The sequence below is a fragment of the Neobacillus phoenicis genome (assembly GCF_047302305.1).
Classification (GTDB): Bacteria; Bacillota; Bacilli; order Bacillales; family Cytobacillaceae; genus Neobacillus.
Genome location: NZ_CP154847.1, coordinates 3,380,761 through 3,404,009, shown reverse-complemented (window position 1 = coordinate 3,404,009; position 23,249 = coordinate 3,380,761). Strand labels below are relative to the sequence as shown.

General features: G+C 36.6%; 29 protein-coding genes. 17 read left to right on the top strand and 12 right to left on the bottom strand.

All coding sequences use genetic code 11. From position 1 onward, the window contains the following. Positions 1–68: 68 nt before the first annotated feature. Positions 69–1,154: an AbrB family transcriptional regulator gene (locus tag AA0X95_RS17605; protein WP_413300084.1), complete on the bottom strand. Its 1,086-nt coding sequence runs from the start codon at positions 1,152–1,154 to the stop codon at positions 69–71. Between the two features lie 24 nt (positions 1,155–1,178). Beyond that, positions 1,179–1,475: a YciI family protein gene (locus AA0X95_RS17600; protein ID WP_413300082.1), complete on the bottom strand. Its 297-nt coding sequence runs from the start codon at positions 1,473–1,475 to the stop codon at positions 1,179–1,181. A gap of 144 nt (positions 1,476–1,619) precedes the next feature. Here AA0X95_RS17600 and AA0X95_RS17595 point away from each other — a divergent pair, with 144 nt between their 5' ends. After that, positions 1,620–2,513, top strand: a complete 894-nt coding sequence (locus AA0X95_RS17595; RefSeq protein ID WP_413300080.1) for a GNAT family N-acetyltransferase — start codon at positions 1,620–1,622, stop codon at positions 2,511–2,513. A 77-nt stretch (positions 2,514–2,590) separates the two neighbouring features. On the opposite strand, the gene AA0X95_RS17590 is transcribed toward AA0X95_RS17595, so the two are convergent. Continuing rightward, a complete protein-coding gene (locus AA0X95_RS17590; protein WP_413300077.1) occupies positions 2,591–2,890 on the bottom strand; it encodes a hypothetical protein in 300 nt (99 codons plus the stop codon). Between the two features lie 166 nt (positions 2,891–3,056). Here AA0X95_RS17590 and AA0X95_RS17585 point away from each other — a divergent pair, with 166 nt between their 5' ends. The 3 genes from AA0X95_RS17585 (at position 3,057) to AA0X95_RS17575 (ending at position 6,516) form a co-directional block, all read left to right on the top strand. Then, positions 3,057–4,445, top strand: a complete 1,389-nt coding sequence (locus AA0X95_RS17585; RefSeq protein WP_413300075.1) for an ATP-binding protein — start codon at positions 3,057–3,059, stop codon at positions 4,443–4,445. After that, positions 4,417–4,992, top strand: coding sequence for a response regulator transcription factor (locus AA0X95_RS17580; protein ID WP_413300073.1), 576 nt, complete (start codon positions 4,417–4,419; stop codon positions 4,990–4,992). Before AA0X95_RS17585 ends, AA0X95_RS17580 begins: the two co-directional genes overlap by 29 nt. 81 nt (positions 4,993–5,073) lie before the next feature. Continuing rightward, positions 5,074–6,516, top strand: a complete 1,443-nt coding sequence (locus AA0X95_RS17575) for a serine hydrolase domain-containing protein (RefSeq protein ID WP_413300071.1) — start codon at positions 5,074–5,076, stop codon at positions 6,514–6,516. A gap of 72 nt (positions 6,517–6,588) precedes the next feature. Here AA0X95_RS17575 and AA0X95_RS17570 read toward each other — a convergent pair whose 3' ends face one another. After that, on the bottom strand, positions 6,589–7,695 hold the full coding sequence (locus AA0X95_RS17570; protein WP_413300069.1) for an NlpC/P60 family protein: 1,107 nt from the start codon (positions 7,693–7,695) through the stop codon (positions 6,589–6,591). A gap of 297 nt (positions 7,696–7,992) precedes the next feature. On the opposite strand from AA0X95_RS17570, the gene AA0X95_RS17565 reads away from it, so the two are divergent. Further along, a complete protein-coding gene (locus tag AA0X95_RS17565; protein WP_413300067.1) occupies positions 7,993–9,525 on the top strand; it encodes a vanadium-dependent haloperoxidase in 1,533 nt (510 codons plus the stop codon). Between the two features lie 66 nt (positions 9,526–9,591). Here the strand turns inward: AA0X95_RS17565 and AA0X95_RS17560 are convergent, their stop codons facing one another. After that, on the bottom strand, positions 9,592–10,413 hold the full coding sequence (locus AA0X95_RS17560; RefSeq protein ID WP_413300065.1) for an SGNH/GDSL hydrolase family protein: 822 nt from the start codon (positions 10,411–10,413) through the stop codon (positions 9,592–9,594). Between the two features lie 119 nt (positions 10,414–10,532). Next, on the bottom strand, positions 10,533–11,504 hold the full coding sequence (locus AA0X95_RS17555) for a bile acid:sodium symporter family protein (protein ID WP_413300063.1): 972 nt from the start codon (positions 11,502–11,504) through the stop codon (positions 10,533–10,535). A gap of 917 nt (positions 11,505–12,421) precedes the next feature. On the opposite strand from AA0X95_RS17555, the gene AA0X95_RS17550 reads away from it, so the two are divergent. Further along, the gene (locus tag AA0X95_RS17550; RefSeq protein ID WP_413300061.1) at positions 12,422–12,886 is read left to right on the top strand and encodes a CoxG family protein; all 465 of its coding nucleotides are present in this window, start codon (positions 12,422–12,424) and stop codon (positions 12,884–12,886) included. Positions 12,887–13,098: 212 nt separating this feature from the next. Next, positions 13,099–13,851, top strand: coding sequence for a 2-phosphosulfolactate phosphatase (locus AA0X95_RS17545; protein ID WP_413300059.1), 753 nt, complete (start codon positions 13,099–13,101; stop codon positions 13,849–13,851). Between the two features lie 67 nt (positions 13,852–13,918). On the opposite strand, the gene AA0X95_RS17540 is transcribed toward AA0X95_RS17545, so the two are convergent. Then, positions 13,919–14,884 carry a S66 peptidase family protein gene (locus AA0X95_RS17540; RefSeq protein ID WP_413300057.1) on the bottom strand — a complete coding sequence of 322 codons (966 nt, stop codon included), beginning with the start codon at positions 14,882–14,884 and terminating at the stop codon, positions 13,919–13,921. 139 nt (positions 14,885–15,023) lie between these two features. Here AA0X95_RS17540 and AA0X95_RS17535 point away from each other — a divergent pair, with 139 nt between their 5' ends. From AA0X95_RS17535 to AA0X95_RS17525, 3 genes are all read left to right on the top strand, one after another. Beyond that, positions 15,024–15,479 (top strand): NUDIX hydrolase, encoded by a 456-nt coding sequence (locus AA0X95_RS17535; protein WP_413300056.1) that lies wholly within the window; start codon positions 15,024–15,026, stop codon positions 15,477–15,479. A gap of 31 nt (positions 15,480–15,510) precedes the next feature. Further along, on the top strand, positions 15,511–15,924 hold the full coding sequence (locus AA0X95_RS17530) for a hypothetical protein (RefSeq protein WP_413300054.1): 414 nt from the start codon (positions 15,511–15,513) through the stop codon (positions 15,922–15,924). A gap of 208 nt (positions 15,925–16,132) precedes the next feature. Next, positions 16,133–16,276, top strand: coding sequence for a hypothetical protein (locus AA0X95_RS17525; protein WP_413300052.1), 144 nt, complete (start codon positions 16,133–16,135; stop codon positions 16,274–16,276). A gap of 70 nt (positions 16,277–16,346) precedes the next feature. Here the strand turns inward: AA0X95_RS17525 and AA0X95_RS17520 are convergent, their stop codons facing one another. Both AA0X95_RS17520 and AA0X95_RS17515 read right to left on the bottom strand, forming a co-directional pair. After that, positions 16,347–16,538: a hypothetical protein gene (locus AA0X95_RS17520; RefSeq protein WP_413300050.1), complete on the bottom strand. Its 192-nt coding sequence runs from the start codon at positions 16,536–16,538 to the stop codon at positions 16,347–16,349. 274 nt (positions 16,539–16,812) lie between these two features. Next, positions 16,813–17,292, bottom strand: a complete 480-nt coding sequence (locus tag AA0X95_RS17515) for a DinB family protein (RefSeq protein ID WP_413300048.1) — start codon at positions 17,290–17,292, stop codon at positions 16,813–16,815. Positions 17,293–17,380: 88 nt separating this feature from the next. Here AA0X95_RS17515 and AA0X95_RS17510 point away from each other — a divergent pair, with 88 nt between their 5' ends. The 5 genes from AA0X95_RS17510 to AA0X95_RS17490 all read left to right on the top strand — a co-directional run bounded on the left by AA0X95_RS17510 (position 17,381) and on the right by AA0X95_RS17490 (position 19,952). Continuing rightward, positions 17,381–18,076 (top strand): helix-turn-helix domain-containing protein, encoded by a 696-nt coding sequence (locus AA0X95_RS17510; protein WP_413300046.1) that lies wholly within the window; start codon positions 17,381–17,383, stop codon positions 18,074–18,076. A gap of 70 nt (positions 18,077–18,146) precedes the next feature. Beyond that, a complete protein-coding gene (locus tag AA0X95_RS17505; RefSeq protein WP_413300044.1) occupies positions 18,147–18,428 on the top strand; it encodes a hypothetical protein in 282 nt (93 codons plus the stop codon). 43 nt (positions 18,429–18,471) lie between these two features. Beyond that, positions 18,472–18,759 (top strand): EamA family transporter, encoded by a 288-nt coding sequence (locus AA0X95_RS17500; RefSeq protein WP_413300041.1) that lies wholly within the window; start codon positions 18,472–18,474, stop codon positions 18,757–18,759. Beyond that, positions 18,680–19,075, top strand: a complete 396-nt coding sequence (locus AA0X95_RS17495) for a DMT family transporter (RefSeq protein ID WP_413300039.1) — start codon at positions 18,680–18,682, stop codon at positions 19,073–19,075. Before AA0X95_RS17500 ends, AA0X95_RS17495 begins: the two co-directional genes overlap by 80 nt. Before the next feature lie 115 nt (positions 19,076–19,190). Next, positions 19,191–19,952: an SDR family oxidoreductase gene (locus AA0X95_RS17490; RefSeq protein WP_413300037.1), complete on the top strand. Its 762-nt coding sequence runs from the start codon at positions 19,191–19,193 to the stop codon at positions 19,950–19,952. 16 nt (positions 19,953–19,968) lie between these two features. Here the strand turns inward: AA0X95_RS17490 and AA0X95_RS17485 are convergent, their stop codons facing one another. Continuing rightward, the gene (locus tag AA0X95_RS17485) at positions 19,969–20,460 is read right to left on the bottom strand and encodes a CBO0543 family protein (protein ID WP_413300035.1); all 492 of its coding nucleotides are present in this window, start codon (positions 20,458–20,460) and stop codon (positions 19,969–19,971) included. A 135-nt stretch (positions 20,461–20,595) separates the two neighbouring features. Next, complete coding sequence (locus tag AA0X95_RS17480; protein ID WP_413300033.1) at positions 20,596–20,781, bottom strand: hypothetical protein; 186 nt, start codon at positions 20,779–20,781, stop codon at positions 20,596–20,598. Between the two features lie 149 nt (positions 20,782–20,930). Here AA0X95_RS17480 and AA0X95_RS17475 point away from each other — a divergent pair, with 149 nt between their 5' ends. Next, on the top strand, positions 20,931–21,500 hold the full coding sequence (locus tag AA0X95_RS17475; RefSeq protein ID WP_413300031.1) for a general stress protein: 570 nt from the start codon (positions 20,931–20,933) through the stop codon (positions 21,498–21,500). A gap of 401 nt (positions 21,501–21,901) precedes the next feature. Here the strand turns inward: AA0X95_RS17475 and AA0X95_RS17470 are convergent, their stop codons facing one another. Next, positions 21,902–22,420, bottom strand: coding sequence for a hypothetical protein (locus AA0X95_RS17470; protein WP_413300029.1), 519 nt, complete (start codon positions 22,418–22,420; stop codon positions 21,902–21,904). Positions 22,421–22,659: 239 nt separating this feature from the next. Between AA0X95_RS17470 and AA0X95_RS17465 the strand changes: the two genes are divergently transcribed. Then, positions 22,660–23,235, top strand: coding sequence for a DeoR family transcriptional regulator (locus AA0X95_RS17465; RefSeq protein ID WP_413300027.1), 576 nt, complete (start codon positions 22,660–22,662; stop codon positions 23,233–23,235). Positions 23,236–23,249: the final 14 nt, after the last annotated feature.

Below are 23,249 nucleotides of genomic sequence, written 5' to 3'. Positions count from 1 at the left end.
AAATAATTAATTTTGAGATATATAGGTGGCGTTAGTTGAAGAAGCAGAAGTAAAAAAATAGCTCTATTCTAATGAACAGAGCCACGATAGCCAATCTTAAAAAACACTCTAAGCAACGGTGGTACCGCGAAATAGATAAAAAATAATCTAAAAAGCTGGTACCCTGTTACCATTGATAAATCAGCATGAACCTCGTGAGCGAGAATGCCCATTTGATCCATACCCCCGGGTGCCAAACTCAAAAAACTAGTGGACGGCGCAATATGGTAAAACGACACGAGAAGCATGCTTAAGCCAATCGACCCCAAAATCATAACCATCCCACTAATGAGTGCGAGAGTAATAATCTTTGCCTTATGCTGTAATTTTTCAGGCTTCAATAACAATCCAATGTAGCCGCCAATCAAAAACTGTGACACGTCCAAAACCACAGGTGATAATGACGGCCCATGGAAACCTGAAATCGTAGCAATAGCTGTTCCAAGAATCGGCCCTAACAAAAATGGGGTAGGAAACTTAAGCTTTTTTGCTAAAAAAGCACAAATAATACAGAGTACAGCAAACATGATTACTGTTGGGAAAAAAGGTCCAGTGAATGGTATTCCTTTTTCAATAATATCAACACCTGTCTGAACAGGTGTATGGTTAAAATAGGACCCCAGGATAAGAAAGGGAACAAAGAAAATAATCATTAACAACCTTGCTACTTGCAGAAAGGTAACCGTAGTAATATCGATTCCCTTGACCTCTTCGGCAAAAATAATCATCTGTGAAAGGCCCCCCGGAATACTCCCTGTTAATACTGTGGGATAATCCACTCCTGAAAGCTTAGACACCACAAAGGCAATCCCAGCACAAAAGGTAACCAGTAAAACGGTCATTAGCAACATAGAAGGTAATTTAGCTACAATTTGTAAAAATGCCGCTTTCGTAAACGAAAGACCAATCGAGTATCCGACAAGTATTAACCCCGTATCACGGATATAACTCGGCCAGAAAAACGTTATCTTCCTAAATCTGGCTCCAATTAATACTGCTGTCATCGGTCCCAACAGCCACGGAATCGGGGTATGAAGGACCGTAAATAAAAGGCCACCGATGAATGCTACTGCCAAGGTTACGGAAAATCGAAGCATTTTGTTGTCTTTAGTCAATGGAACCCCTTCTGTCTAAAAAATTTATTTCCGCCCTTCCATTAAGGAAACACGGTATTTATGTAATTCACAACTCATAACACCTTCAACAACTGCGGGATCATTCTCCATGATCTTCTGCGCAGCATCCCATGATTCTGAACGAAAAATACAAATTCCCATGGCGCCATCAAGGCATGGACCTGCAAGGATTAGTTTTTCCTGTGTTAAAAGTTCTTTTAAATAATCAAAATGATTTCCCATTATTGCATTTTCTTCATCAGTCATGGTCTCAATAAAATGTTCCCGCTTTGGTCTTATAACATAAACAAACTCTTCCAATCCAATCCCCCTGTTAACATTAAGATTCCCTTATTTTAACATGCGCGGGCTGTAATGTTAAAAAAACTGATTCAGTAATAGCAGGAAAACGGGAATTTGAACTAGAAAAATAATAAGATTGCAGCACAAAGGGGAGTGCAAGAAATGAAAGTAGAATATTTAAGCCATGAGAGATTACCAGATTTTGTTGCATATTGTAAGAAACACAAAGCCGAAATAGATGATTCATTTTTGTATGACGACCATCTAGCTAACTTTCAACCAAATGAGGAAAATCCGACCTACATCCTAACTAATCAGGAGGGAGAATTAATCGCTGCTGCCTCACTGATAATTAGTGATTATCATCGACGCGGTAGGAAAGCGCGTTTTAGGATTTTTCATTCAGAAGTGGAAAATATCGAGAGCTACAACCTATTAATGCAGGAAATGGTAAAGCAGACAACCGGTTTGGATGAAGTCTTTTTGTTTGTCCCGTTTGCAAATGATAAATTGGCTAAGTTTATGGAACAATTGAAATTTACGGCGGAGCGATACACTTTTTTACTAGTAAGAGGTGATGAAGCGGTACCGGAGTTCACCGTGCCGGAAGGTTTTGAAATTCGCCCCTATCGATTAGGAGTGGATGAAGAAGCATGGTGTACGGTTCGAAACGCTGGCTTCGCCAATCTAAAGGGGAGTGAAACACCACAAACGCCAGATATGGTTGCGAAAATGATGGCAAATAATGATTATATTGAAGGGGCGTCCTTAATTTTTTATCACAAAGGTCGACCTGTAGGAGTCATTCGCGGGTCCGTTGATGAATACGAAGATGCACCGATTATGAATATTGGTCCGATTGTAATCCTGCCTGAATACCAGGGAAAAGGGTTGGGACGGATCCTCCTACGTTATTTATTGCACTTTGCCAAACAAATTTCATATGACAGGACAATTCTGTGTGTGAACTCAGAAAATGAAAGGGCCAAAGCTTTATATATTCAAGAAGGTTTTAAACAAGTTGAGGGGGTAACTTGTTATACCTTTCAATTGTAATTTAGCAAAATAAAACAAGAGCAGTTGATAAAGGCTAACTGCTCTTGCTTAAAAAGATTATTTTAAAATCACAGGTGTTAACGGTCACTACTTTCCATTTGGTCATGGCCATGACCATGATCACGATCGTCTACAAATTCATCTTGATTAAAGCCAAATGGACCTCTTCTTTGCATGTGTTCTACACGGAAGAGAGCAACAATGGTTTCAATGCGAATAGCCACTAACGTGGAACGCATCCGGCCCCTTGTCTCCAACACAATAACATCTTGACCAACTTCAAGCAGTCTTCCAGTAAAAGTCCCTTGAAGGGTAACAACCTCAACTTCTCTTTTTAATAGTTCATGAGCAAGTTGATGAAAATTTATCTCTGCCATACCTCATCATCTCCTTCATATATATTAAATGCAGCTTCCATAAAAAAGCCTCCATTTTTTAAAAATTTTTAGGTGTTTATCTACAATGTAGAAGGAAGGTTTGTCCAAACCTTGGAAATTCACTATAATAATGGAAAATACTATTAAACTTGGAGAATTAAAAATTGTGAATATCCAACTGTCATTAATATATGTCTTCTTTAGCCTGAGTGTCTTTTTCATCCTTTTATTTCTATATTCATTACCTAAGAAGAACCATCCGTATCTCTTGTACTTCGGATTGTTCCTAACAACAATGTCGATTAACCTATTGGGTGTATGGCAAGTAAATGAAGCCCAAGGATATTCAACCTTTTTAAAATATGCCTCCTATGGTGCGGGAACTTTTTTCTTACTTTTTTACGAACAAATTTTTGGACAAGGCCTACATAAAATCAATCAGAAATTATGGCAGCTACATTTGTTATGCTGGGGGACGATCATCTTGCTATCCCTTTCATCCATAGTTCGTCTTGAAGCAAGCTTTTTTCCATACAGCATTCTAAACATTGCAACCGTAATTTTTATTGCTATCAGCAGTATCTCAAAGGCTCATTCTGGCAATAACGATGCGAAAATCTTCACTTTCGGTCTGCTCAGTTTAATTCTCACACTAATCATTGATATCTCTTTAGCTATCAAAATATCAAACTATTCTCCATCGCAGACCACTACTTGGGGATTACTTGTATTCACCTTTTGTCTTACCGCCATTTTACTTAAACGGTACTTAGCAAAGGGATCAGAATTTATTTATGAGACATTCACTTTCCAACAAGACCCCATAGAACTAAAAATGAAAGCCGACTCCATGGTTATGCATACGTTAAAAAATGAAATCAACCGCCTTTTTTATCTAAATGAACGTAGCAAACGGATTGTTTCCTCGTTAGACGATTCGATAAGAGACCTACTCGTGAAAAATTTCGAGTTGATGGATGAATCGTTAACCCATATGAATGAAATGATTTTAGCAGTGAAAAAAACCGACAATATGGTCTTGAGTCTTCGTAATCAATCATTTAATGAGGTTGTTTTTGAAGCAGTATCCAACTTTCAAGCAGGGATAGGTAATTCAATTGAACTGGAAGTGAACGCAGAAGATTCCATCTACTTAGAGATTGACCCATTACATGTAAAAGAATGCATTTTGAACCTTTTATCCAATTGCTCAGAAGCGATAGAACACTCAAATGGAAAAATACGAATCTCCCTTTACCGAAAAGGGCATGAATCTGCTGTTTTAGAAGTATCTGATAATGGAAAAGGGATTCATCCAGAGCATATACAGGATGTAATTACTCCATTATTTACAACAAAGAAAACAGTTTCTCATCATAGTGTTGGCCTTTATTATGTGTATTATGTTATCAATAAACACGGGGGAACATTTTCGATTCCATACTCGGAACTGGGGAAGGGCACAACCATTCAGATTCGAATACCGCTTAAGAAAACCACCACACGAATACGGAGAGTGAATACGTTTGAAAAAAATAAAAGTCATGCTGGTTGAAGATGACCCAAGATGGCAAAGGGAAATTGTTGATGACCTTGAAAAGGAATCCGATTTGGAAGTGGTTAGGGTTGTTTCAACAAAAGAAGAGGCTATTGAAGCAGCGAAGGAAATTGAAATGGATGTCATTCTCATGGATATCAATTTGACGGAAAATAATATGGATGGGATCGAGGCCACGTTCGAGATTTTCAGCTTGGGAAAAGGGATTAAAATTATTATGCTAACAGCCTTAGGTGACCGGGATACGATTGTGAAAGCAATCGAGTACGGGGCTGTCAATTATGTGAATAAGTCTAGTTTTCTAGATATCTTGGATTGTATACGAGAGGCTTATCGTAACGAAGTGTCCTTGCATCCCAATGCAACCGGGGCTATTCTTCGTGAAATTCGTTTAAAATCACTCACGCCGATGGAGAAAAATATATATACCCTTAAGGAAGAAGGGTACACACGCCCACAGATGGCACAGTATTTTCATACCACATTAGATACAATTGGAACACATATGAAAAATATTTCGCGAAAACTAAAACGTCGGAAGTAGGGGAGGGGAGAAAAAATCACCCTCCTTTTTTTCATGGATTCTCATTACACTAAAGTAAGAAATTAACAATGAGGAGCATGAATGATGAGAAAAATAATTACTTTAGTTTTAATTAGTTGGTTTTCAATTTTCCCAGTAGTTATTGGGCAGGCAGCGGCAAAGGACGAAGGAGATAAAATAAAACAAATAGATCAATATGTTCGAACGGAAATGAAAGCTGCCCATATACCAGGACTTTCACTTGGAGTGGTCAAAGGTAATCAAATTGTCCATGTTAAGGGCTATGGTGAAGAAGGGACTATCACCCCACAAACACCTTTTATTTTAGGTTCTTCTTCAAAATCATTTACGGCAATGGCAGTGATGAAGCTAGTGGAAGAGGGAAAGCTGGATTTAGATGCACCAATTCAGAAATATTTACCTGAGTTAGAGGTGCCTGCTTCAATTACTGTAGAAAACCTTCTTACCCAAACAAGCGGTATTTCCGGTGCCCCCCAGAAGATGGGAAAGCCATTGAAAGTGAATAAAGATCATATCGGAAATGTTTTTGAATATTCCAATGAAAATTACAAACTATTAGGTGAGATGATTGAAGCGGTGACAAATCGGCCTTACGATGAGTTTATTAAGAAGAAGATCTTTTCACCGCTTCAGATGAATCATAGCTTTACATCACAAACAAAGGCTGAACAGTGGTGCTTAGCGGAAGGATACCAAACCTGGTTTGGTTTTAATATTCCAAATAAACTACCATTTGATAAGGGATATGTTCCAGCTGGATATTTAATTTCCAGTGCAGAGGATATGACACATTTTTTGATTGTCCAAATGAATAACGGTAGCTACTTGAATCAAACAGTTGTCTCAAAATCAAGCATTGATAGGATGCATCAACCAAGTGTGAAAGCACCGATAATGGGTAAGGACAGTTTTTACGGAATGGGCTGGTTCCAATCACCAATCGATGGGTTGCCATCCATTAGACATTCAGGCGAAGTGCCAAATTATCATTCAACCATGATTATTATGCCGAATGAAAAATACGGTATTGTATTGTTAGCTAATATTAATAATTCACTTACTATTTCAGGTATGATTGAGAAGATTGCTGAAGGGGTTGTGATCATCCTAGCTGGTAAGGAGCCGTCACATATTTCACCTACAAGTTATTATCAAACATATATGATTATGGATGCTGTGGTGTTAATTATAGCAGCAATGCTCTATTTTCATATTAAAAATATAAAGAAATGGCAGGTTGGTGTTAGTGGCGGTAAATTTGGCATGTTTAAAAAATGGATCTTCCCATTAATGGTCAATATTATTTTTCCAATATTAGCGAAATTCCCAGAGATGCTAGGCTTTACCTGGTCTTTCTTATTTGATTTTGTTCCAGACGCTTCGAGTGTAGTAATAGGACTTGCTGTTATTCTTCTAATTGTGGGCTTTTTTAAAATCTGTCATGTGTTTGGTGTTTTTAACAAAAGAAAAGTGTCATCTTTAACCTTGAAGGAATCTCTTTAAAAGTAAGAAAGATTACGCGACCGCAGTGAACCAAATTAGAGCCCCCGGTCGCGTATCAGTTTCAACACAAAATTAAATCCGCACAACCCGTCCTTTAAAGGTATTTTTCCAATATCCTTGAGTCATATCTGCGATGGCAACACCGGTTGAGTTTTGAGAACCGATAAACTTCCCATCGCCGATATAGATACCGACATGTCCGTCTTTCTTATACGTATCAAAGAACACGAGATCCCCCGGCTGCATTTCCTGAGGGGAAATCTTCCTGCCATCATTTCTAATTGAGGATGTAGTACTGCCAATTTTAACCCCCGCCTGCGCAAAAGCCCAATGCACAAAGCCAGAACAATCAAATCTACCCCGAGCAATATCACTAGCACTTCTGCCGCCGCCAAAAACATATTTCGAGTTCCCAATATACTTCTTGCCTGCGTTAATGACCGTACTTATGTAATCATTTGATTTGCTAGGAAAAACATTTATGTAGGTTTGAGCAACATCTTTTTTTCTCGATTCCTCTTTAACCTGTTTATTTAACAAAATATATTCGTTCTTTTGTTTGATTAGGTGAGTTTTTAACGTCTCTAAGTTGTTTTTTAGATTAGCCAGTACAGTAAGTTTTTTTTCTAGAGCAATTTTATTACTATCCAATTCCTGCTGTTCCTTTTCCTGCTGCTCCAAAAGAGTTCGGTCGGCTTCTGCGATGACTGCAACTGCACCAACCCGTTCCACCAAATCACTTAAACTAGTAGAACCAAGCAGCACATCAAGATAGGAGACATGCATATCAGTATGCTGATAGGAAAGAGCGCGCTCCTTTAAAATATCCTTCCGTTTTTCCATACTATCTTTTAAAGCCTTCGTTTCTTTTTCAAGTTTTTCCACTTCAGCTTTTGTTAGTTTACTATAGTTTTCGTTCTTCAGTATCTCGATATTATTGGCTTGAATCGCCTCGTAAACGCGCTTCATTTGTTCCTCTGCATTGACTTTGTTTCCTTGAGAGTTTGGAATTTCTGTTTTAACTGTTGATGGGCTTATAGGAGGAGTTGACTGCGATGGAATGGTTTGATTTTGTAGGTTCGTTAACGATTCGGCATGAACTCTATGTATGGAAAATTCGTTACCAGCAGCTATTAGCACAATGGCCAAACTCAATGTGATTAACATCTTTCTGATCAACTAACATCACCACTTTCAATTAATTCTGTTATTTTTATATAATATTCAAAATGTTCGTACTATTTAATGTATCAATATTTTAACAAATCATTCTATCAACTGTGTTATAAGAATATTACATTTTGTTAACAAAGGTTTAAGAATAATAGAACATCTAAATAACTGGAAGCAAGAAATTGGTGGGTAATGTAGTAAAAATATATGCATGATTAGAATGATGAACAGTATGTTTGTCCGTTTCCAAATGGTTTATGTAACATACAATATGTTGATTTTATAATGAAAGGAGTGAGAATAATGGGTTTTAAGAAAGCAAAATTAAAGGGTATTTTTTCATCTACTAAACGACTTCAAAAAGCTTTTAAAATTCGAAATGAAACAGCTATATACTACAAGCAGCTTTCTAAAGTGGATCATCCCAGTAACGCGGATGAAAGGAGATATCCAAATAAAATTGCTAGTTATATTAAAGCGTTGCCGCAAAATAATCTCGGTGAAGTGGACCTTCGTGCTTATGAAAAATATCTTGAGGCAATAGAGGAAGGCGACCATGAAGAGTTTGAAAAGATCCCACTTGGCGGTGAGAGAAAACTCGTGAATCCCCAAGCCGCTTATTCATTTGATTTAGTCGGACCAGATAGTCACCAAATGGTTTGCCCACCACCACCGGACTTTAACAGTGAAGAGTTCGCATCTGAAATGGTTGAGCTATACTGGCAAGCACTAACACGTGATATCCCCTTTAATGACTATCATACCAATCCTCTAACTATTGCTGCGGCAGAAGAACTTTCTACATTGACAAAATTTCATGGGCCAAAAATGAATGGACAAGTAACTCCTAAGACTTTATTCAGACAAGCGTTCCCTGGAGCTTTGGAGGGACCATATATTTCGCAGTTTCTATGGAAAGACTTTCCTTTTATTGCCACGAAGATTGTCCAAAAATATAAAACAACACTAGCAGGAGATGACCATTTAACGAACTATGAGGATTGGCTAGCTGTTCAAACGGGCAAACCACTCCCAAACAGTAACAGTTATGATTCCACCCCACGATATATTCGAAATGGCCGAGACTTAGGAGAATTTGTACACAAGGATTATTCCTTAGAAAGTGGACTAGCTCCTTGTTTAATTCTTCTTAGTTACGGACCTGAGGCATTGGATACGGGTAATCCATACCTCAAATCTAAAACTCAAGTTGGATTTACCAGCTTTGGGGCAGCGCATGTTTTAGACTTTGTCCTAAGAGCTGTTCGCCCTGCATTAGATGCCGCTTGGTGCCAAAAATGGCTTGTCCATCGACGGATCCGTCCGGAGGAGTTCGGTGGCCGAATTCACCACAAAATGACGGGGGACGCTAACTATCCCATTCATCCGGTAGTACTAAATTCAAATGCATTATTAAGAACCTATGAAAAATATAAAACTTACCTGCTGCCTCAAGCATTTGCTGAAGGTTGTCCTACACATCCTGAATATCCATCCGGCCATGCCACTTTTATTGGGGCAATGGTGACTATGTTAAAAGCATTCTTTAACGAATCATTTGTTATTCCTGAGCCGGTTGTTGCGAGCAGAGACGGCCTCTCGCTAGAATCTTATAATGGAACGCTTACAGTTGGCGGAGAATTAAACAAACTTGCCTATAATATTGCGATTGGCCGAAATACAGCTGGCGTTCATTTCCGTAGTAGCGCAATCAATGGGATGCTGCTTGGAGAAGAGGTAGCAATTGGAATCCTGCGTGATTACCGAACCACATATACTGAGGAATTCGAAGGATTTAGCCTCACAAAATTTGATGGGACAAAGATTACTATTTAATATTGAGTTTTGAGATAACGTGAAGAGACCCATTCTTAAAAGAATAGGTCTCTTCATTTTATTGTCTTATATTGAGCTTTTTCTAACTTGATGTTTCAACTGATACAAGATTTGTTCGGAAATGGCGGTATATCCAGCAACATTTGGATGGACACCATCTGAGGAGAGGTTTTGTAAATGGTCTCCATTAATAACCTTTGTTGTTTCAATAACGATGGATCCAGGAATATGGGTAGCTACTTCATAGATATGAAGATTCCATTTGGGCAGAAATTTTTCCGCAAGAGTATACAATTGATCATCAGGAGAGATGGGATTATACAATTCTAGAAATACAATGGTAGCTTTCGGATTCAAAGTAGAAATTCGATCAGAAATATCACTCAAATTTTTGGAAAAAGAAGCTTGAAGCTGGTCATAGTCTTGAATAACCGTCCGAAAATTTTGACCCTTGGCCATTCGGAGAATATCATTGCCGCCAACATTGATGGTAATAATATCCGCTTGTTTAATCGATTCGTCAAATCGACCTTCCTGAACAAGATCGTTTAGTTCACCACTAGTAATCCCATTAATACCTTGATTTTCAAAGGTAATTTCTTTTTTTGTCTTTTGAGCTAATTTGGTTGAAAACTGACTAACAAAGTTTTCATCCTGGCCAGCACCGACCCCGCGAATAATCGAATCTCCGATAGCCAAATGGTGCAGTCCAGGTGTTTTAGCATTTTGAAAATAATGGAGATAGGTGATTTGGTTAGATTTATGGCTAACAGCAACTGTAGATTGTTTTTTCATTTTGTATATTTGGTACTGAGGGTAATAAACCCATGTAGAAATGCCAAGACCCATAATCAAAACAAATATAAAAAGATATTTTACTATTTTCATAAGAAACACTCCTTGATTAACACTATTATAACAAGGTTAAAAGGAGAATTGTTTAGGGGGTGATTTCCAAAAGTAAAAAACCACCTTCCCTAAAATAAGAAGACGGTTTTTATAGAAAGCTATTTTGCTAAGGTTTGGTTTGCATTAATTGTTGTTGAATCTTTGTCATCTTTCATTCGGCTGAAGATAGTTGCTAAGATTGGCCCAGAGATATTATGCCATACACTGAAAATGGCACTTGGTACAGCTGATAGTGGAGAGAAGTGTGCTGCTGCAATGGCTGCACCTAAACCAGAGTTTTGCATCCCAACCTCGATGGCCACCGCTTTTTTCTTAGATAAATCCATTTTGAATATCTTTCCAAATGTATAACCTAATAAATACCCAAGGCAATTATGTAAAACGACTACTGCAAAAATGATTAAGCCTGTCTTAGCAATGGCCTGCTGGCTGACTGATACTACAGCTGTGACAATCGCGACGATTGCAATGATAGAGACAAGTGGTAAAACCTTTACGCTAGCTTGGGCTTGTTTATTGAATAACCGCTTTACCACTACTCCTAGGATGATTGGGAATAGCACGATTTTTACAATTGATAGGAATAAGCCGCCGGGATCGACAGGAATCCATTCGCTTGCAAGTAATAAAATTAGTGCAGGTGTAACTAGTGGAGCTAGAAGAGTTGTGATCGATGTAATGGTAACACTTAAGGCAACATCTCCCTTAGAAAGAAAGGTCATGACGTTTGAAGCAGTTCCGCCAGGACAGCAGCCGACTAGAATAACCCCAACTGCTATTTCAGGTGATAAATTTAAGCCCTTTGCTAATAAAAATGCAAGGATTGGCATGATTAGAAATTGACCAACCACTCCAATGGCTACATCCTTTGGTCGCTTAAATACTTCTTTAAAGTCGTTGGCTGATAGAGTTAAGCCCATTCCAAACATGATGATACCTAATAATAATGAGATGTGTGGAGCGATCCACGTAAAGGTTGCGGGCGAAAAAAATGCTAGTGCAGCAAATAATAGCACCCAGATGGCAAAAGTATTGCCGACAAACTGACTGATTTTTTCTAACGTTTTCATTGTGCTCACCTCTGTATAATATTTCGTAATGCAAAGTATTATAGAATATTATTTTAATAAACACAATAGTTTGAATATTATTTTATTTTTTTATTTTAAAGCGTTAATGGAAGAAAGCGCTTTCGTTGGTGTGAAGGACAAAATTGATTGGGTCAGAAAGAAAAATGTCTTTCATATATTCGATGAAAGACAAAAGCAGCTGGAGAAGGAAGAAAACTGTCTTTCATACAGGTGATGAAGGACAAAATCAGCTGGAGAAGGAAAGAAACTGTCCTTCATACAGGTGATGAAGGACAAAATCAACTGGAGAAGGCCGAAAACTGTCTTTCATACAGGTGATGAAGGACAAAATAAGTTGGAGAAGGAAGAAAACTGTCTTTCATACAGGTGATGAAGGACAAAATTAGCTGGAGAAGGAAAGAAACTGTCCTTCATACGGGTGATGAAGGACAAAATTAGTTGGAGAAGGAAGAAAACTGTCTTTCATACAGGTGATGAAGGACAAAATCAGCTGGAGAAGGAAAGAAACTGTCCTTCATACAGGTGATGAAGGACAAAATCAACTGGAGAAGGCCGAAAAATGTCTTTCATACAGGTGATGAAGGACAAAATAAGTTGGAGAAGGAAAGAAACTGTCCTTCATACAGGTGATGAAGGACAAAATTAGCTGGAGAGGAGCAAAATCTGTCCTTCATACAGGCAATGAAGGACAAAATTAGTTGGAGAAGGCCGAAAATTGGTGATGAAGGACAAAAACAGCAGGAGAAGGCCGAAAACTGTCTTTCATACAAACTATGAAAGACAAAACGGTGAATCTTTTATATGAAAAACATTAACACCTTCATTTGTTCATGAATATGAATAATTGAATGGGAATGGTAACGGATGAAAAATGGTTATTGATTGGGGGAGGACCAATGAACATCACATACGAGTATCGTTTTGGGTTGCCAAGGAATATTGTTTGGAAGTTAATAAAAAATGAAAAGGTATTACAGAATGCTTTGCCTGGCTGTAAGTCGTTTGTCGAAACGTCAAAAGGAGTGTATCATGCGGAGTTGAATGTGAACATCGGCCCACTCCAAGATGTAATGATGATTGAAATTCGGCTACATGAGAAATCGCCTTCAACCTATCAACTCCGAGTAAATGGAAAAGGAAACGTTGGAGAGATTGTAGGAAATGCTGATCTTGTGATTAGGGATGTTGACGGAGGCTCAAAAATCACCTGTAAGGCTAATGCGGAGGTAACGGGTGCCTTGGCATTAGCAGGTAAGCGTATATTAGATTCTGGTGCAACGAAAGGGTTAGACTCCTTTTTCCAACAAGTTGAGAAGCAGATTAAACGGAGTATTTATGAAATGAGAAAAAGTGGTAGATGACAAGATTTAAGCTATAAAAAATTCAAGAAAAAAGAAAGCAGTGGAATCCCATTCCACTGCTATTTGCTATTTAAAAATTTATTAAGAGTGTTTTGTACAGACTTCAACCATAATTTTACAACTTACTGAAATATAAGTCTATTCTTTTTTTATATTTACTATAAAATCAATGAACATAGGAACCTAACTGAATAAATTGAAAGGGTGGTTTTATGTTCTTTGATCAATCTCCTTATGAATGTAGAGTGGAATGGGGGCGGCGTGGAGCGAGAGAGGCAGCTGAAAGAGGGGATATTATTATCATTGTTGATGTTTTAAGTTTTTCATCCACAGTGATCACTGCTTTAAGAAACAGAGCAATCATCTATCCCTATCCACGCAATTTAGATGGGAAAAAGTTTGCAGCAAAAATTGGTGGCGAGTTTATCTTAGGTAGAGCTGAGGCTGCACAAATAGGGGCTCCCACTTTATCACCGGTATCCTTTGGCAAAGCTCATAATAATAAAAAGTATGTATTAACCTCGCTTAATGGGGCCTACTGCACATGGATTGCATCCCAAGTTCCTGCCCTTTTAATTGGCTCTTTACTTAATGCTGAATCAGTGGCAGCTGCTGCTAATCAATTACAAAAACAAACGAAAGCAAATATATCTGTGATACCTTGTGGTGAGCAATGGGAGGGCAGTGGAGAATACGAAGATACTCTGCGGCCAGCAATTGAAGACTATTTAGGCGCTGGCGCAATTCTTAGTTATTTAGAAGGAAGTAAATCTCCAGAGGCAGAACTTTGTATGATTTCTTTTCTACATTCTATAGATAATCTCAATAATTTAATCTGGGATTGTGGAAGTGGTCGTGAACTACGTGGAAGGGGATTTGAAACTGATTTAGACCATTGTAGCCGTTTAAATGTATATCAAACAGTTCCTTTATTGAATAAAGACCATTTTATAGAATATGTGTAAAATCTTTTGTAGACCATCAACAACATTTGTTGATGGTCTACAACTTCATTTATAATGACGATTAAACTTAAAATTTAGTGAAAGTAATAGTTTTATTGGTACTGTTAATTTCTACTTCTCCACCAATTGGAAAGGTGAAAATAGGTTGGGTATGCCCAAAATCGACATCATATAAAACAGGGATTTCCTTTAACATTGGATGTTTATCTAATATAAAAAGTAATTGTTCTTCAGTTACCTTTGAAACTCGTTGGAATCTACCAACTACCAAGGCCTTAATGTTCCCAGCAACCTGTAAAAGGGAGGTTAGGTCACGTGCGAACGTCTCAGGAATGGTCAATTCGTCATCTTCAATAAAGAGGACACAATCCTTTATGACAGGCATATAAGGTGTCCCTTGCAATAAATTCAATGTACATAAATTACCACCATATAATGTACCTTTCGCGGAACCTTCACTATATGTTTTCCAGTTTGCATCCTCAAAATGACGATTTTCCTGATCAATATACCAAGCATCGTCACTCCAAATTGGTGAAACTTCAACTGAATATGCTTCTGATTGCATTAGACATTTCTTAAAGAAAGTGGTTTGATACTCCTGTGCTTTTTCCATTTGAAAACTTGAAAAATGTGGCCCTGAATATGTAATGAACCCTGATTGGGTTGTAATTGCAGTTCCAATCGCTGTAATATCACTATAACCACAAAATACTTTTGGATTATTTTTGATTAACTCATAGTCTAAGAAAGGTAACAATTCATTACTATTAAACCCGCCAATTACAGTTAAAATGCCTTTCACCTTTGGGTCTTGGAAGGCTTCATGAATATCCTGAATCCTTTGTTCAATAGATGAAGAGTTTTGTAAATCAGATTCCAAAATGTTTTTACCAAAGGTTACTATAAAACCTAAATCTTCTAATCGTTTCTTAGCTTGGTCAAATCCTTCCTTTGATAATATTCCTGCACTTCTACTTGGTGCAACAATCCTAATTTCATCTCCTACGTTTAATTTGACGGGTATTCTCATTTACCTTACTTCCTTTACTCTTTATTTTTTCTAATATATGCCATTGAGGAAAGAGTTGGCAAGTTAATAGATTTAAGGAAGGAGAATTACTCGTTTTGTTGAAATAAAAGATAGAAGTATTCAAACTTGGGAGAAGAGTATGACGCAAAATGGAATCGTTTTAGTGGTTAGCGTGTCGATTATTCAAGATAATGAAGTGCTGATAATAAAAGAAAATAAACCAACCGCACAGAATAAGTGGAATTTTCCATCAGGAAGAATAGAACAAGGCGAAGATATTCTGGTTGCTGCACGTCGTGAAGTGAAAGAAGAAACAGGATTTGATGTTAAGTTAGTAAAATCAACCGGAGTATACAATTTTACTAGTAATACCAATCATCAAGTTATTTTATTCCATTTTATCGGAGAGATTATTGGTGGATCATTAACGATTGACGCGACTGAAATTATAGACAGCAAGTGGATTACCTTAATGGATCTAAAGGAATTAGATAATGAGGTATTGCGCGATGCACCCGTTATCAAACAAATAACGGACGCCTTAATAAATGAGAAAATCTATCCAATAACTTTCTTTAGGGAGCAATTATTTTAATAGAAAAATATCAAATTTTAGGAGAGTACAGATGAAACAATCATTTTTAGCAGATTTTAAAGAGTTTTTAGTAGAATATCGAGCTTCTTGGAACAGTCTGGATGCAAGAAGAATTGCAAGTCACTCTTCTAAGGATTTGAAGGTTAGATGGGCGAATCCTGAATCAAGTATTGCGGACTCGGGCTACGAAGAGGCTGAAGAAGGATGGAAACAAGCATATAAAATGTATGAGGGGAGAAATCCCCAATGGTCCTTTGATGATGTTCTAGTTGAAATGAATCATCAGCAAGAAGGTGTTGCAATATTTTGGGTAAGGTTTTCACTTGATGGACAAATGCTACAAAATAAATTACTTTTTGTTGAGACCTTCCGTCAAGAAAATGGGGAATGGAAGAAAATTAGAGAATATGTTGAAAATAGTTTTGATAATCAACTACTTACTTAAGGAAAAAAATGGTTTTGAAGGGGAGTGACCGCATCTATGTCACCCTATATTTGTTTAATAAAAGTATAAATACATACTTACAAAATTATCTTGCTTTTCGGTATTATTTTGCTATTCCGCCTTTTGTGTAAGCGCTTTTATGTGAAGTGATTCACATGTATAATAAGAGTATAACTTATTCAACAACCATACATGGGAGGAACTAACGATGCTTACTGAAATCTTGTTTGAAATCAAAAACTGGTGGTTTGGAGAAACAATAGACGAGTTGGATGAATTTGAACGTATTGAATCCAAGCATACAAGAGTACACCATGATGAAGATATTTACGAAATCATTCGTGTCCATTAATTAATCATAATAGAAAAGAGATGACCCTAGAGGAAATACTCTAGGGTTTTCTGTGTATATACAATTGACATTATCTTTCTACTTCAATGTGCTGAAAACCGCTTTGGGTTGCATACACTTCATACCATTTATAAGTTGGCGTTTTGAACCACTCCAACTGTGGCAAATATACCAGGTATCTGACATTGCCTTCAGCATCCACGATTAATTTATATACTTTAACCGTACCAAATCCAAACGTTTGATCAAGGTAACCTTCCATTCCATCTCTTACTGCACTCTTTTTTCTTCTATTTCTTTTTTATGTAGATCCATCAGCACACCCACAAAAATACTTACCAAAACCAAAGTAATGGCGATTAAAACGAAAATCAATAAATTTAACAAAATATTAACCTCCTTTCTTTCAACGAATTCATATCGATTGTACAATCGTTAATAAAAGGAAGGTGTGATGCAAATAACAAGTGTTATCTTTTTGAACATTTAGTGAAGAATAGGTGGAAAGGAAGGTCTCTTGCCTTCACGCTTTTCATTTAGTCCCATATCAAAGGACGGTCTATATGTAACATTCTTAAGTATTGTAAAAGTTGCCCTGTGTGGACTGCATCATGATATGATTTCCGCTCTAACGTATCTCCTAAAGTTCTACTAATTGGTTTATGTGGCCAGTTAATATATTTTGTTCCAAGATCATTAATATTTAGAGAAGATACATAATTTATAAACTCCTCATAATATACCGAAGCTCTGTCTACTTCATCTTGAAGATTCGTGTAAGGCACTTCCCATAAACCACTTAGTTCTTCGTCGGTTGGTAACCTATTATCCTTTAAAATCATTAACCAACCAAGATCATGAAGTAACACATGACGAATGGTTTCACCAACAGATAAAGCGTCTTTATCAGGTCTCCATGTAAGTAATTCATCTGGAAAAGCAGCTGCAGTGATTAAAAAACGGCGTCTGCATTCTTTATAGTCTAATAAAAATAAATCAAGTGAGTTCATCTTCATTCCTCCTGTGGTAAGTTTCACCTTAATTGTAAAATATGAATGAAACGATTATCATCGAAGTATGGATTACATATTTGGAGGTATAGACATGAATTTTGATCCGCTAGTTTCAGAAGTAGCCACAATAATTAGTGAGCAATCACGTTCAACGATGTTATTAACTTTATTGGACGGAAGAAAATATACAGTTTCGGAATTGGCGATGGCTTCAAAAATAACTCCTCAAACAGCAAGCTTTCATTTGTCTAAGATGATGGAAAAAGGTATTGTTAAATCTGAAAAATTGGGAAGGCATAAATACCTTTCACTTTCCAATGCTGAAGTAGCTAAGGTTTTGGAATCTTTACTATGTTTAACACCGGAAAGAAAACCTAACTCATTTAGAGAAGTATCACGAAATAAAGAAATACACCTTGCGAGAACTTGTTATGATCATCTAGCTGGTTCGTTAGGGGTTGGAGTAACTAATTCACTATTTAATAAAAACTTTATATGTGATTCAGGTGAGCACGATTTCGAATTAACTCCACAAGGGGAAAGTTTTTTAACTACAATCGGAATAGATATTCAACATATTAGGAAAAAAAGGCGATCGTTTTCATGTAAGTGTCTTGATTGGAGTGAAAGAAGATTTCATTTAGCAGGCTCTCTTGGAAATGCAATTTTATTATTTACACTTGAAAATAATTGGCTTGAGCGAATGCCATCAACTCGGGCACTTAAGATAACAAATAAGGGACGAGAAGGGTTTGAGGAAGTTTTTGGATTTAGTATTAATTCATGACAGAATCGTCGGGTGTCAGAATAATGTATATTAGGCAATATTTAAATACTACTTTTCCGGAGTGTGTACAATGAAATTCTTATTTAAGAATAGAATTAAACAAATAGTAATTATTCAGTTACTTTTGTTAATCCCAATTTTTATCATTGGTATCCTTGTTTTTAGAGTTAAAGAAGGTGTCGATTTTTTCTATCTAGGAATTTTTCAAGGTATTGTTGCATTATATTGGTTTTTAACAGGAATTGAAAATTATATCTTGAAAAAGAGAGGTTCTGCACTAATTTTCTTTATTTTAGGAGTAATGTTTAGCCTATTATCTTTAGAAACTTTTCATATATTAAACATAAAATAATAGTTAAAGAATTAACAAAATAAAAGAAGAACGGACAATAATAATGACTCAAAAACAAGCAAACCTAATTCTTGCTACTGTTTCTATGGGGTGGGGGACATCTTATATCTTCATGAAGCTGTGTGTGGATACCATTTCTCCATTAACCATTATTGCTTTGCGATTTGGCATAGCATTTATCGTGATGATGGCGATCTTCTATAAAAAAGTAATTCTAGTAGATGCTATAACATTGAAATACAGTGTGATTGTTGGTAAATACCTTACAACTTGGGATTTATCAACTGGGATTTGCAGCATTATATGCAACAATAGGCACGTTTATTTTTGAATCACCTGTATTACCAGAAGGAGTGATTCATTGGTCTGCAATACTTGGTTTAGCACTTATTAGCTCTGCGTATGGTTTTGTCATGCAGCCAATTGCACAAAAGTATACCACACCCGAAAGTACTGGCTTTCTTTTTTCGCTCGAACCCATTTTTTCAGCCATTTTTGCATTCATCTTTTTACATGAGAATATGGGGCTACAAGGTTATGTGGGTGCTTTGCTTATTTTAGCAGGCGTATTCATAGCAAACGATAGATATAAGAAACAACAAAAATTTAGAACTAGTAAAGGAAAGGGCAGATTTACCGAAGGATGATTTTAAAAAAGAGAAATATATTTTTTTGTACAAACAGCGGTTCCCTCAGTTGAATAAAGTTAACCTTTTGTGAATATTACATTACAATAGTCATTTAAGTGAAAGAGGGATTCATTTGAAAATATTAATAACAGGTTCAACTGGAGTGTTGGGTACCGCTTTAATAAATCAATTAACAAGTCTTAATTATGATGTAAAACTAACATCGAGAAGAAAACCTGAAACCCCCGGACAGTTTGATTGGGTTTATAGTGATTTGTTTTCTGGGGATGGTTTAGATGAAGCGGTAAAGAATGTAGAGGTAGTTATTCACGCAGCAACAAGTCCCTTGAAAAATGCAAGACGTATAGATGTATCAGGGTTAGAAAACCTTTTAACGAAGCTTGAGCACATCAAACATTTTATTTATCCCTCCATTGTGGGTATTGAAGAAATACCATTTAAATATTACAAACTGAAATGCGAAGCTGAAGACCTATTAAAGAACAGTTCTATTCCTTATACAATAGTTAGGGCAACTCAATTCCACGGCTTTGTTGATCATTTGCTTTTATCGAAACCTCTATTTAAACGATATATCATTCCAGGAAGTATTAAATTTCAAAGTGTGGATGTAGGTGATTTCGCCAATCATTTAATAGGATTAATAGAGAAGGGTCCTCAGGGAAGAGTTGATGACTTTGGTGGACCCGAAATTATGTCTTTAAGCGAGATGGCGAATCTCAAGATTAATGTAAATAATGAGCCAAATAAAATTGTAAGCATTGCTTTACCAGGGAAGCTTTATAAATCTCTATTAAATGGAAAAAATACGAACAACATGAGACAAATAGGAAGAGTTACTTTTGAAGAGTATCTAAGACAAAAGTTGGACTGAGTTTTTTTAGTTATCTTTAACTTCTTTCCTTTCGTATTAACCAATGGTAAAACTTTACGTGATGAATTAAAAATAGGTAATAAATAATTGGATATATAATAAAGGAATAAAATAAGTTCCAATGGATATGCCAAAGAATACCTAATTTTAATGTCACCCATTCAAAGGCAGTAGAAAAAACTGACCATCCCATAAGATAACAAAACTTCATCAACATTGATGATTTATAAGGGTACCAATTAATTATCAAAACAATTGCGGCTGGATAGATCCCCCATTTCACTAATAGTGAACGGAAATCTGCCGTATCCAATGAAAAAAATCCCCATGCCTTAAAAAAATACGTGGCATAAGAATCAAAATATTGTTGAATACACAACGCAAAAAAAATTGTTGAATAGATTACAGTATTTGGTAACCGTTTTTTCATTTTTAATGCAACTATATTAAAAATCAAAATTGAAATGATTAGAAAAATCCATTTCCAATATTTAAATTCAAGGGACATATTGTTCTCCTCTTGTCTCTTTTGGTCGGATTACTCCAAAGTATTCCATTCCTATTTTTCGATTTTAACAAAAAATTATACAAAAAAGTTTATTCTTTCTATACGTATACGAATGGAGAAAAAAAGAGAAATAAATTATCGTATTTCTCCGTTGTACCTTTCTGTAACTCGTTTCAAAAAGTCTTTTACTTGCTTTTTACAGAACTGAATTTCTCTCAAGGTTTGTGCTTGTTTAATATTTTCTTTTATTTTTAAGAATTCTATGGTTTCTTGTTCTGTTAATTTAATTTTTGGAGTTGGAAAGGGAACTAATTCTCCCATATGATCACCTCATTGTATATTTACGCAGTTACCTTTATTTCGTTCCGAATAGTTTAATCATGACAATTAAAAAATGGGATAAACAAATGTTTCGTTCCTCGGAGTGGTGGGTAGTTAAATAAGGACACTCATTCAAAGGAGGAATTTCAATGTACGAACATGAAAAGCACTTGGTGGGAGTTTATGATACGGAACATGAGGCTATAAAGGCGGTTGAAGACCTAAAACGTCAGGGATACGCTGCAGAGGATATATCGGTTATTGGAGCAAACAATGACAAAGTAAACGAAATAAATGATGCGACTGGTACGAAAACAGAAGACGATCTACTTGCAGGAGCAGCAACAGGCGGGGCGCTTGGTGGACTTGTCGGACTACTCGCTGGTGTGGGTGCACTCGCGATACCAGGCATTGGACCATTCGTAGCAGCTGGACCAATAGCAGCCACTTTAACCGGTGCAGCAGTCGGCGCAGGAGTTGGTGGGTTGGCTGGCGCATTAGTTGGTATGGGCTTCGAAGAGGATGAAGCAGATCGTTATGAGGGTTATGTTAAAGAAGGTAAAATTCTTGTCCTTGTTGAACGCCGAATAACCAGCGTTGGAGATGGCCAGTTAGATACGATTAATGAGGATAACCTTACAGGAAGAAATATGACGACAAATGAACTATCCAATGCTGCGCTTACTTCTGGAAATCCCAATGATCCACGCTTAAGATAACTTTAAAATTTAAATGATAGAGTACCTTACGTTTTTTATGTTGGGTACTCTTTCTTATGTAACCACTTTTCTTGCATGTACCAGTGTTGCCTTTTATTTTATTTAAAGAGTTCGAAGTATTCGAAAGTGATTCAGGTTCTGATATGACGGCAAAGCCGGCTGCACAAGTGCCGAAACAATCCCCCAGATAATGATAGATTTTAATGCTTTCATAAACTACCCACCTTTCAAATTTTTGTATTTCTCTAGAATTATATTTTATTAGTCACATGATTTGAATATAGGGTTATCCGATTTTTCTGAAAAAACAAAAAATGATTCTTTTTACATATATTTGAAAGGAAAAAAAGAGTCTTATAGAGTGGTTGGGAAATTTATGTAGATTATATGACTTCATACTCTCAATTGAAAAAGAAGTGGAAATTTAGCCAAACAAGAAATCCAATCCATACCAATACGTAACTGACTTTTAACAACTTACTTATAGTTTTACTTGAATTGGTTTCCTCAGCAATTACACGAAACAAGACTATGTTCACCAATAAATACACAACATCAATAAAGCATATAATGACCTCAGTATGATTGGGCGGTACCATAACCCCTAACATGGCGCCCATCATTCCCCCCATGACCCCAGCAGTAATTCCCTCTAACGAAGCTATTAGAGAAACGGGTCTTCCTGTGATATACCCTACAAACATCCCAATGGATACAGCTATCATCGTGGGCAGTGTTAAATCCTTTTCAAGTACAAAAATCCCTAAGAAGGTCCCTAACGCTACACTCGTCATCATAGAGCTAGTCATACTGATGATCATCGCAGCCATAGGACTTAGGCGTTTTCTTTTTATATATGTATAGTAGACAACCAAACTAGTAAGTAGAAAAATGAACATAATACTAACACAAAGTAACATAATAGCTCCGCCTTCCTTCTTCATTCCTCATGATAAAAGAGTTCAATTCAAAGTTATACTTTTAGCAATATATGAAAAGAGGAGCCTGTCTCATACTACTACGTGTTAATTTTTGTGAAAAATCGTGAAAAAAACAAAAAAATTCACAAGAAATTCACATTTGTATCTTGTTAATGCTGTTTAAATATCTTAATGTATTATTGTGAAGGAATGATTAAGGAAGAAGAGGAGGTCCTAATTTGCTTCCAATTGAAAGACAAAATCAAATATTAACTTGGCTGAACCAAGAAGGAACACTTTCAATTACTGAAATTAGTAAGCGTTTAAATGTATCCGAAATGACAGTGTATCGGGATATTAAGCCCTTACTAGAGGAAAATAAGATTAACAAGACATCCGGCGGCGTATCGTTAGTTAGTTTGGCGAATGTCTCACCAAATGCTTGTACCTACTGTTTAAAAGAAATGAACAACCGACACCCAATGCAAATTATCACGAACCAACAAACAGTAGAGCAGTTTTGCTGCCCTCATTGTGGGTTGTTACGATACAAAGATATTGAAAAAAATGTGTCTCAAATTATTTGTCGTGACTTCCTTCAAAATACAACGATTAGTGCAAAATTGGCCTATTTTCTACTAGACGCAGATTTTAATTTAAACTGCTGCCAACCACAGGTTCTCACCTTTGATTCATTAAAATATGCTCAGCAATTTCAAAAGGGTTTTGGGGGAATAATATTTCGGTTTGAGCAAGCAGTAGAAGAGATTTCGAAAAGAATGAGTGGAGATTTTGGTTGTGGGTGCAATAAATAGAGAGAGGACGTGCT

Coding starts and splice junctions, on each gene's coding strand:
- AA0X95_RS17595 (WP_413300080.1), top strand. CDS start 1,620: ATGAAAGTAGAATATTTAAGCCATGAGAGATTACCAGATTTTGTTGCA.
- AA0X95_RS17590 (WP_413300077.1), bottom strand. CDS start 2,890: ATGGCAGAGATAAATTTTCATCAACTTGCTCATGAACTATTAAAAAGA.
- AA0X95_RS17575 (WP_413300071.1), top strand. CDS start 5,074: ATGATGAGAAAAATAATTACTTTAGTTTTAATTAGTTGGTTTTCAATT.
- AA0X95_RS17565 (WP_413300067.1), top strand. CDS start 7,993: ATGGGTTTTAAGAAAGCAAAATTAAAGGGTATTTTTTCATCTACTAAA.
- AA0X95_RS17560 (WP_413300065.1), bottom strand. CDS start 10,413: ATGAAAATAGTAAAATATCTTTTTATATTTGTTTTGATTATGGGTCTT.
- AA0X95_RS17555 (WP_413300063.1), bottom strand. CDS start 11,504: ATGAAAACGTTAGAAAAAATCAGTCAGTTTGTCGGCAATACTTTTGCC.
- AA0X95_RS17550 (WP_413300061.1), top strand. CDS start 12,422: ATGAACATCACATACGAGTATCGTTTTGGGTTGCCAAGGAATATTGTT.
- AA0X95_RS17545 (WP_413300059.1), top strand. CDS start 13,099: ATGTTCTTTGATCAATCTCCTTATGAATGTAGAGTGGAATGGGGGCGG.
- AA0X95_RS17540 (WP_413300057.1), bottom strand. CDS start 14,884: ATGAGAATACCCGTCAAATTAAACGTAGGAGATGAAATTAGGATTGTT.
- AA0X95_RS17535 (WP_413300056.1), top strand. CDS start 15,024: ATGACGCAAAATGGAATCGTTTTAGTGGTTAGCGTGTCGATTATTCAA.
- AA0X95_RS17530 (WP_413300054.1), top strand. CDS start 15,511: ATGAAACAATCATTTTTAGCAGATTTTAAAGAGTTTTTAGTAGAATAT.
- AA0X95_RS17525 (WP_413300052.1), top strand. CDS start 16,133: ATGCTTACTGAAATCTTGTTTGAAATCAAAAACTGGTGGTTTGGAGAA.
- AA0X95_RS17520 (WP_413300050.1), bottom strand. CDS start 16,538: ATGGAAGGTTACCTTGATCAAACGTTTGGATTTGGTACGGTTAAAGTA.
- AA0X95_RS17515 (WP_413300048.1), bottom strand. CDS start 17,292: ATGAAGATGAACTCACTTGATTTATTTTTATTAGACTATAAAGAATGC.
- AA0X95_RS17510 (WP_413300046.1), top strand. CDS start 17,381: ATGAATTTTGATCCGCTAGTTTCAGAAGTAGCCACAATAATTAGTGAG.
- AA0X95_RS17505 (WP_413300044.1), top strand. CDS start 18,147: ATGAAATTCTTATTTAAGAATAGAATTAAACAAATAGTAATTATTCAG.
- AA0X95_RS17500 (WP_413300041.1), top strand. CDS start 18,472: ATGACTCAAAAACAAGCAAACCTAATTCTTGCTACTGTTTCTATGGGG.
- AA0X95_RS17485 (WP_413300035.1), bottom strand. CDS start 20,460: ATGTCCCTTGAATTTAAATATTGGAAATGGATTTTTCTAATCATTTCA.
- AA0X95_RS17480 (WP_413300033.1), bottom strand. CDS start 20,781: ATGGGAGAATTAGTTCCCTTTCCAACTCCAAAAATTAAATTAACAGAA.
- AA0X95_RS17475 (WP_413300031.1), top strand. CDS start 20,931: ATGTACGAACATGAAAAGCACTTGGTGGGAGTTTATGATACGGAACAT.
- AA0X95_RS17470 (WP_413300029.1), bottom strand. CDS start 22,420: ATGTTACTTTGTGTTAGTATTATGTTCATTTTTCTACTTACTAGTTTG.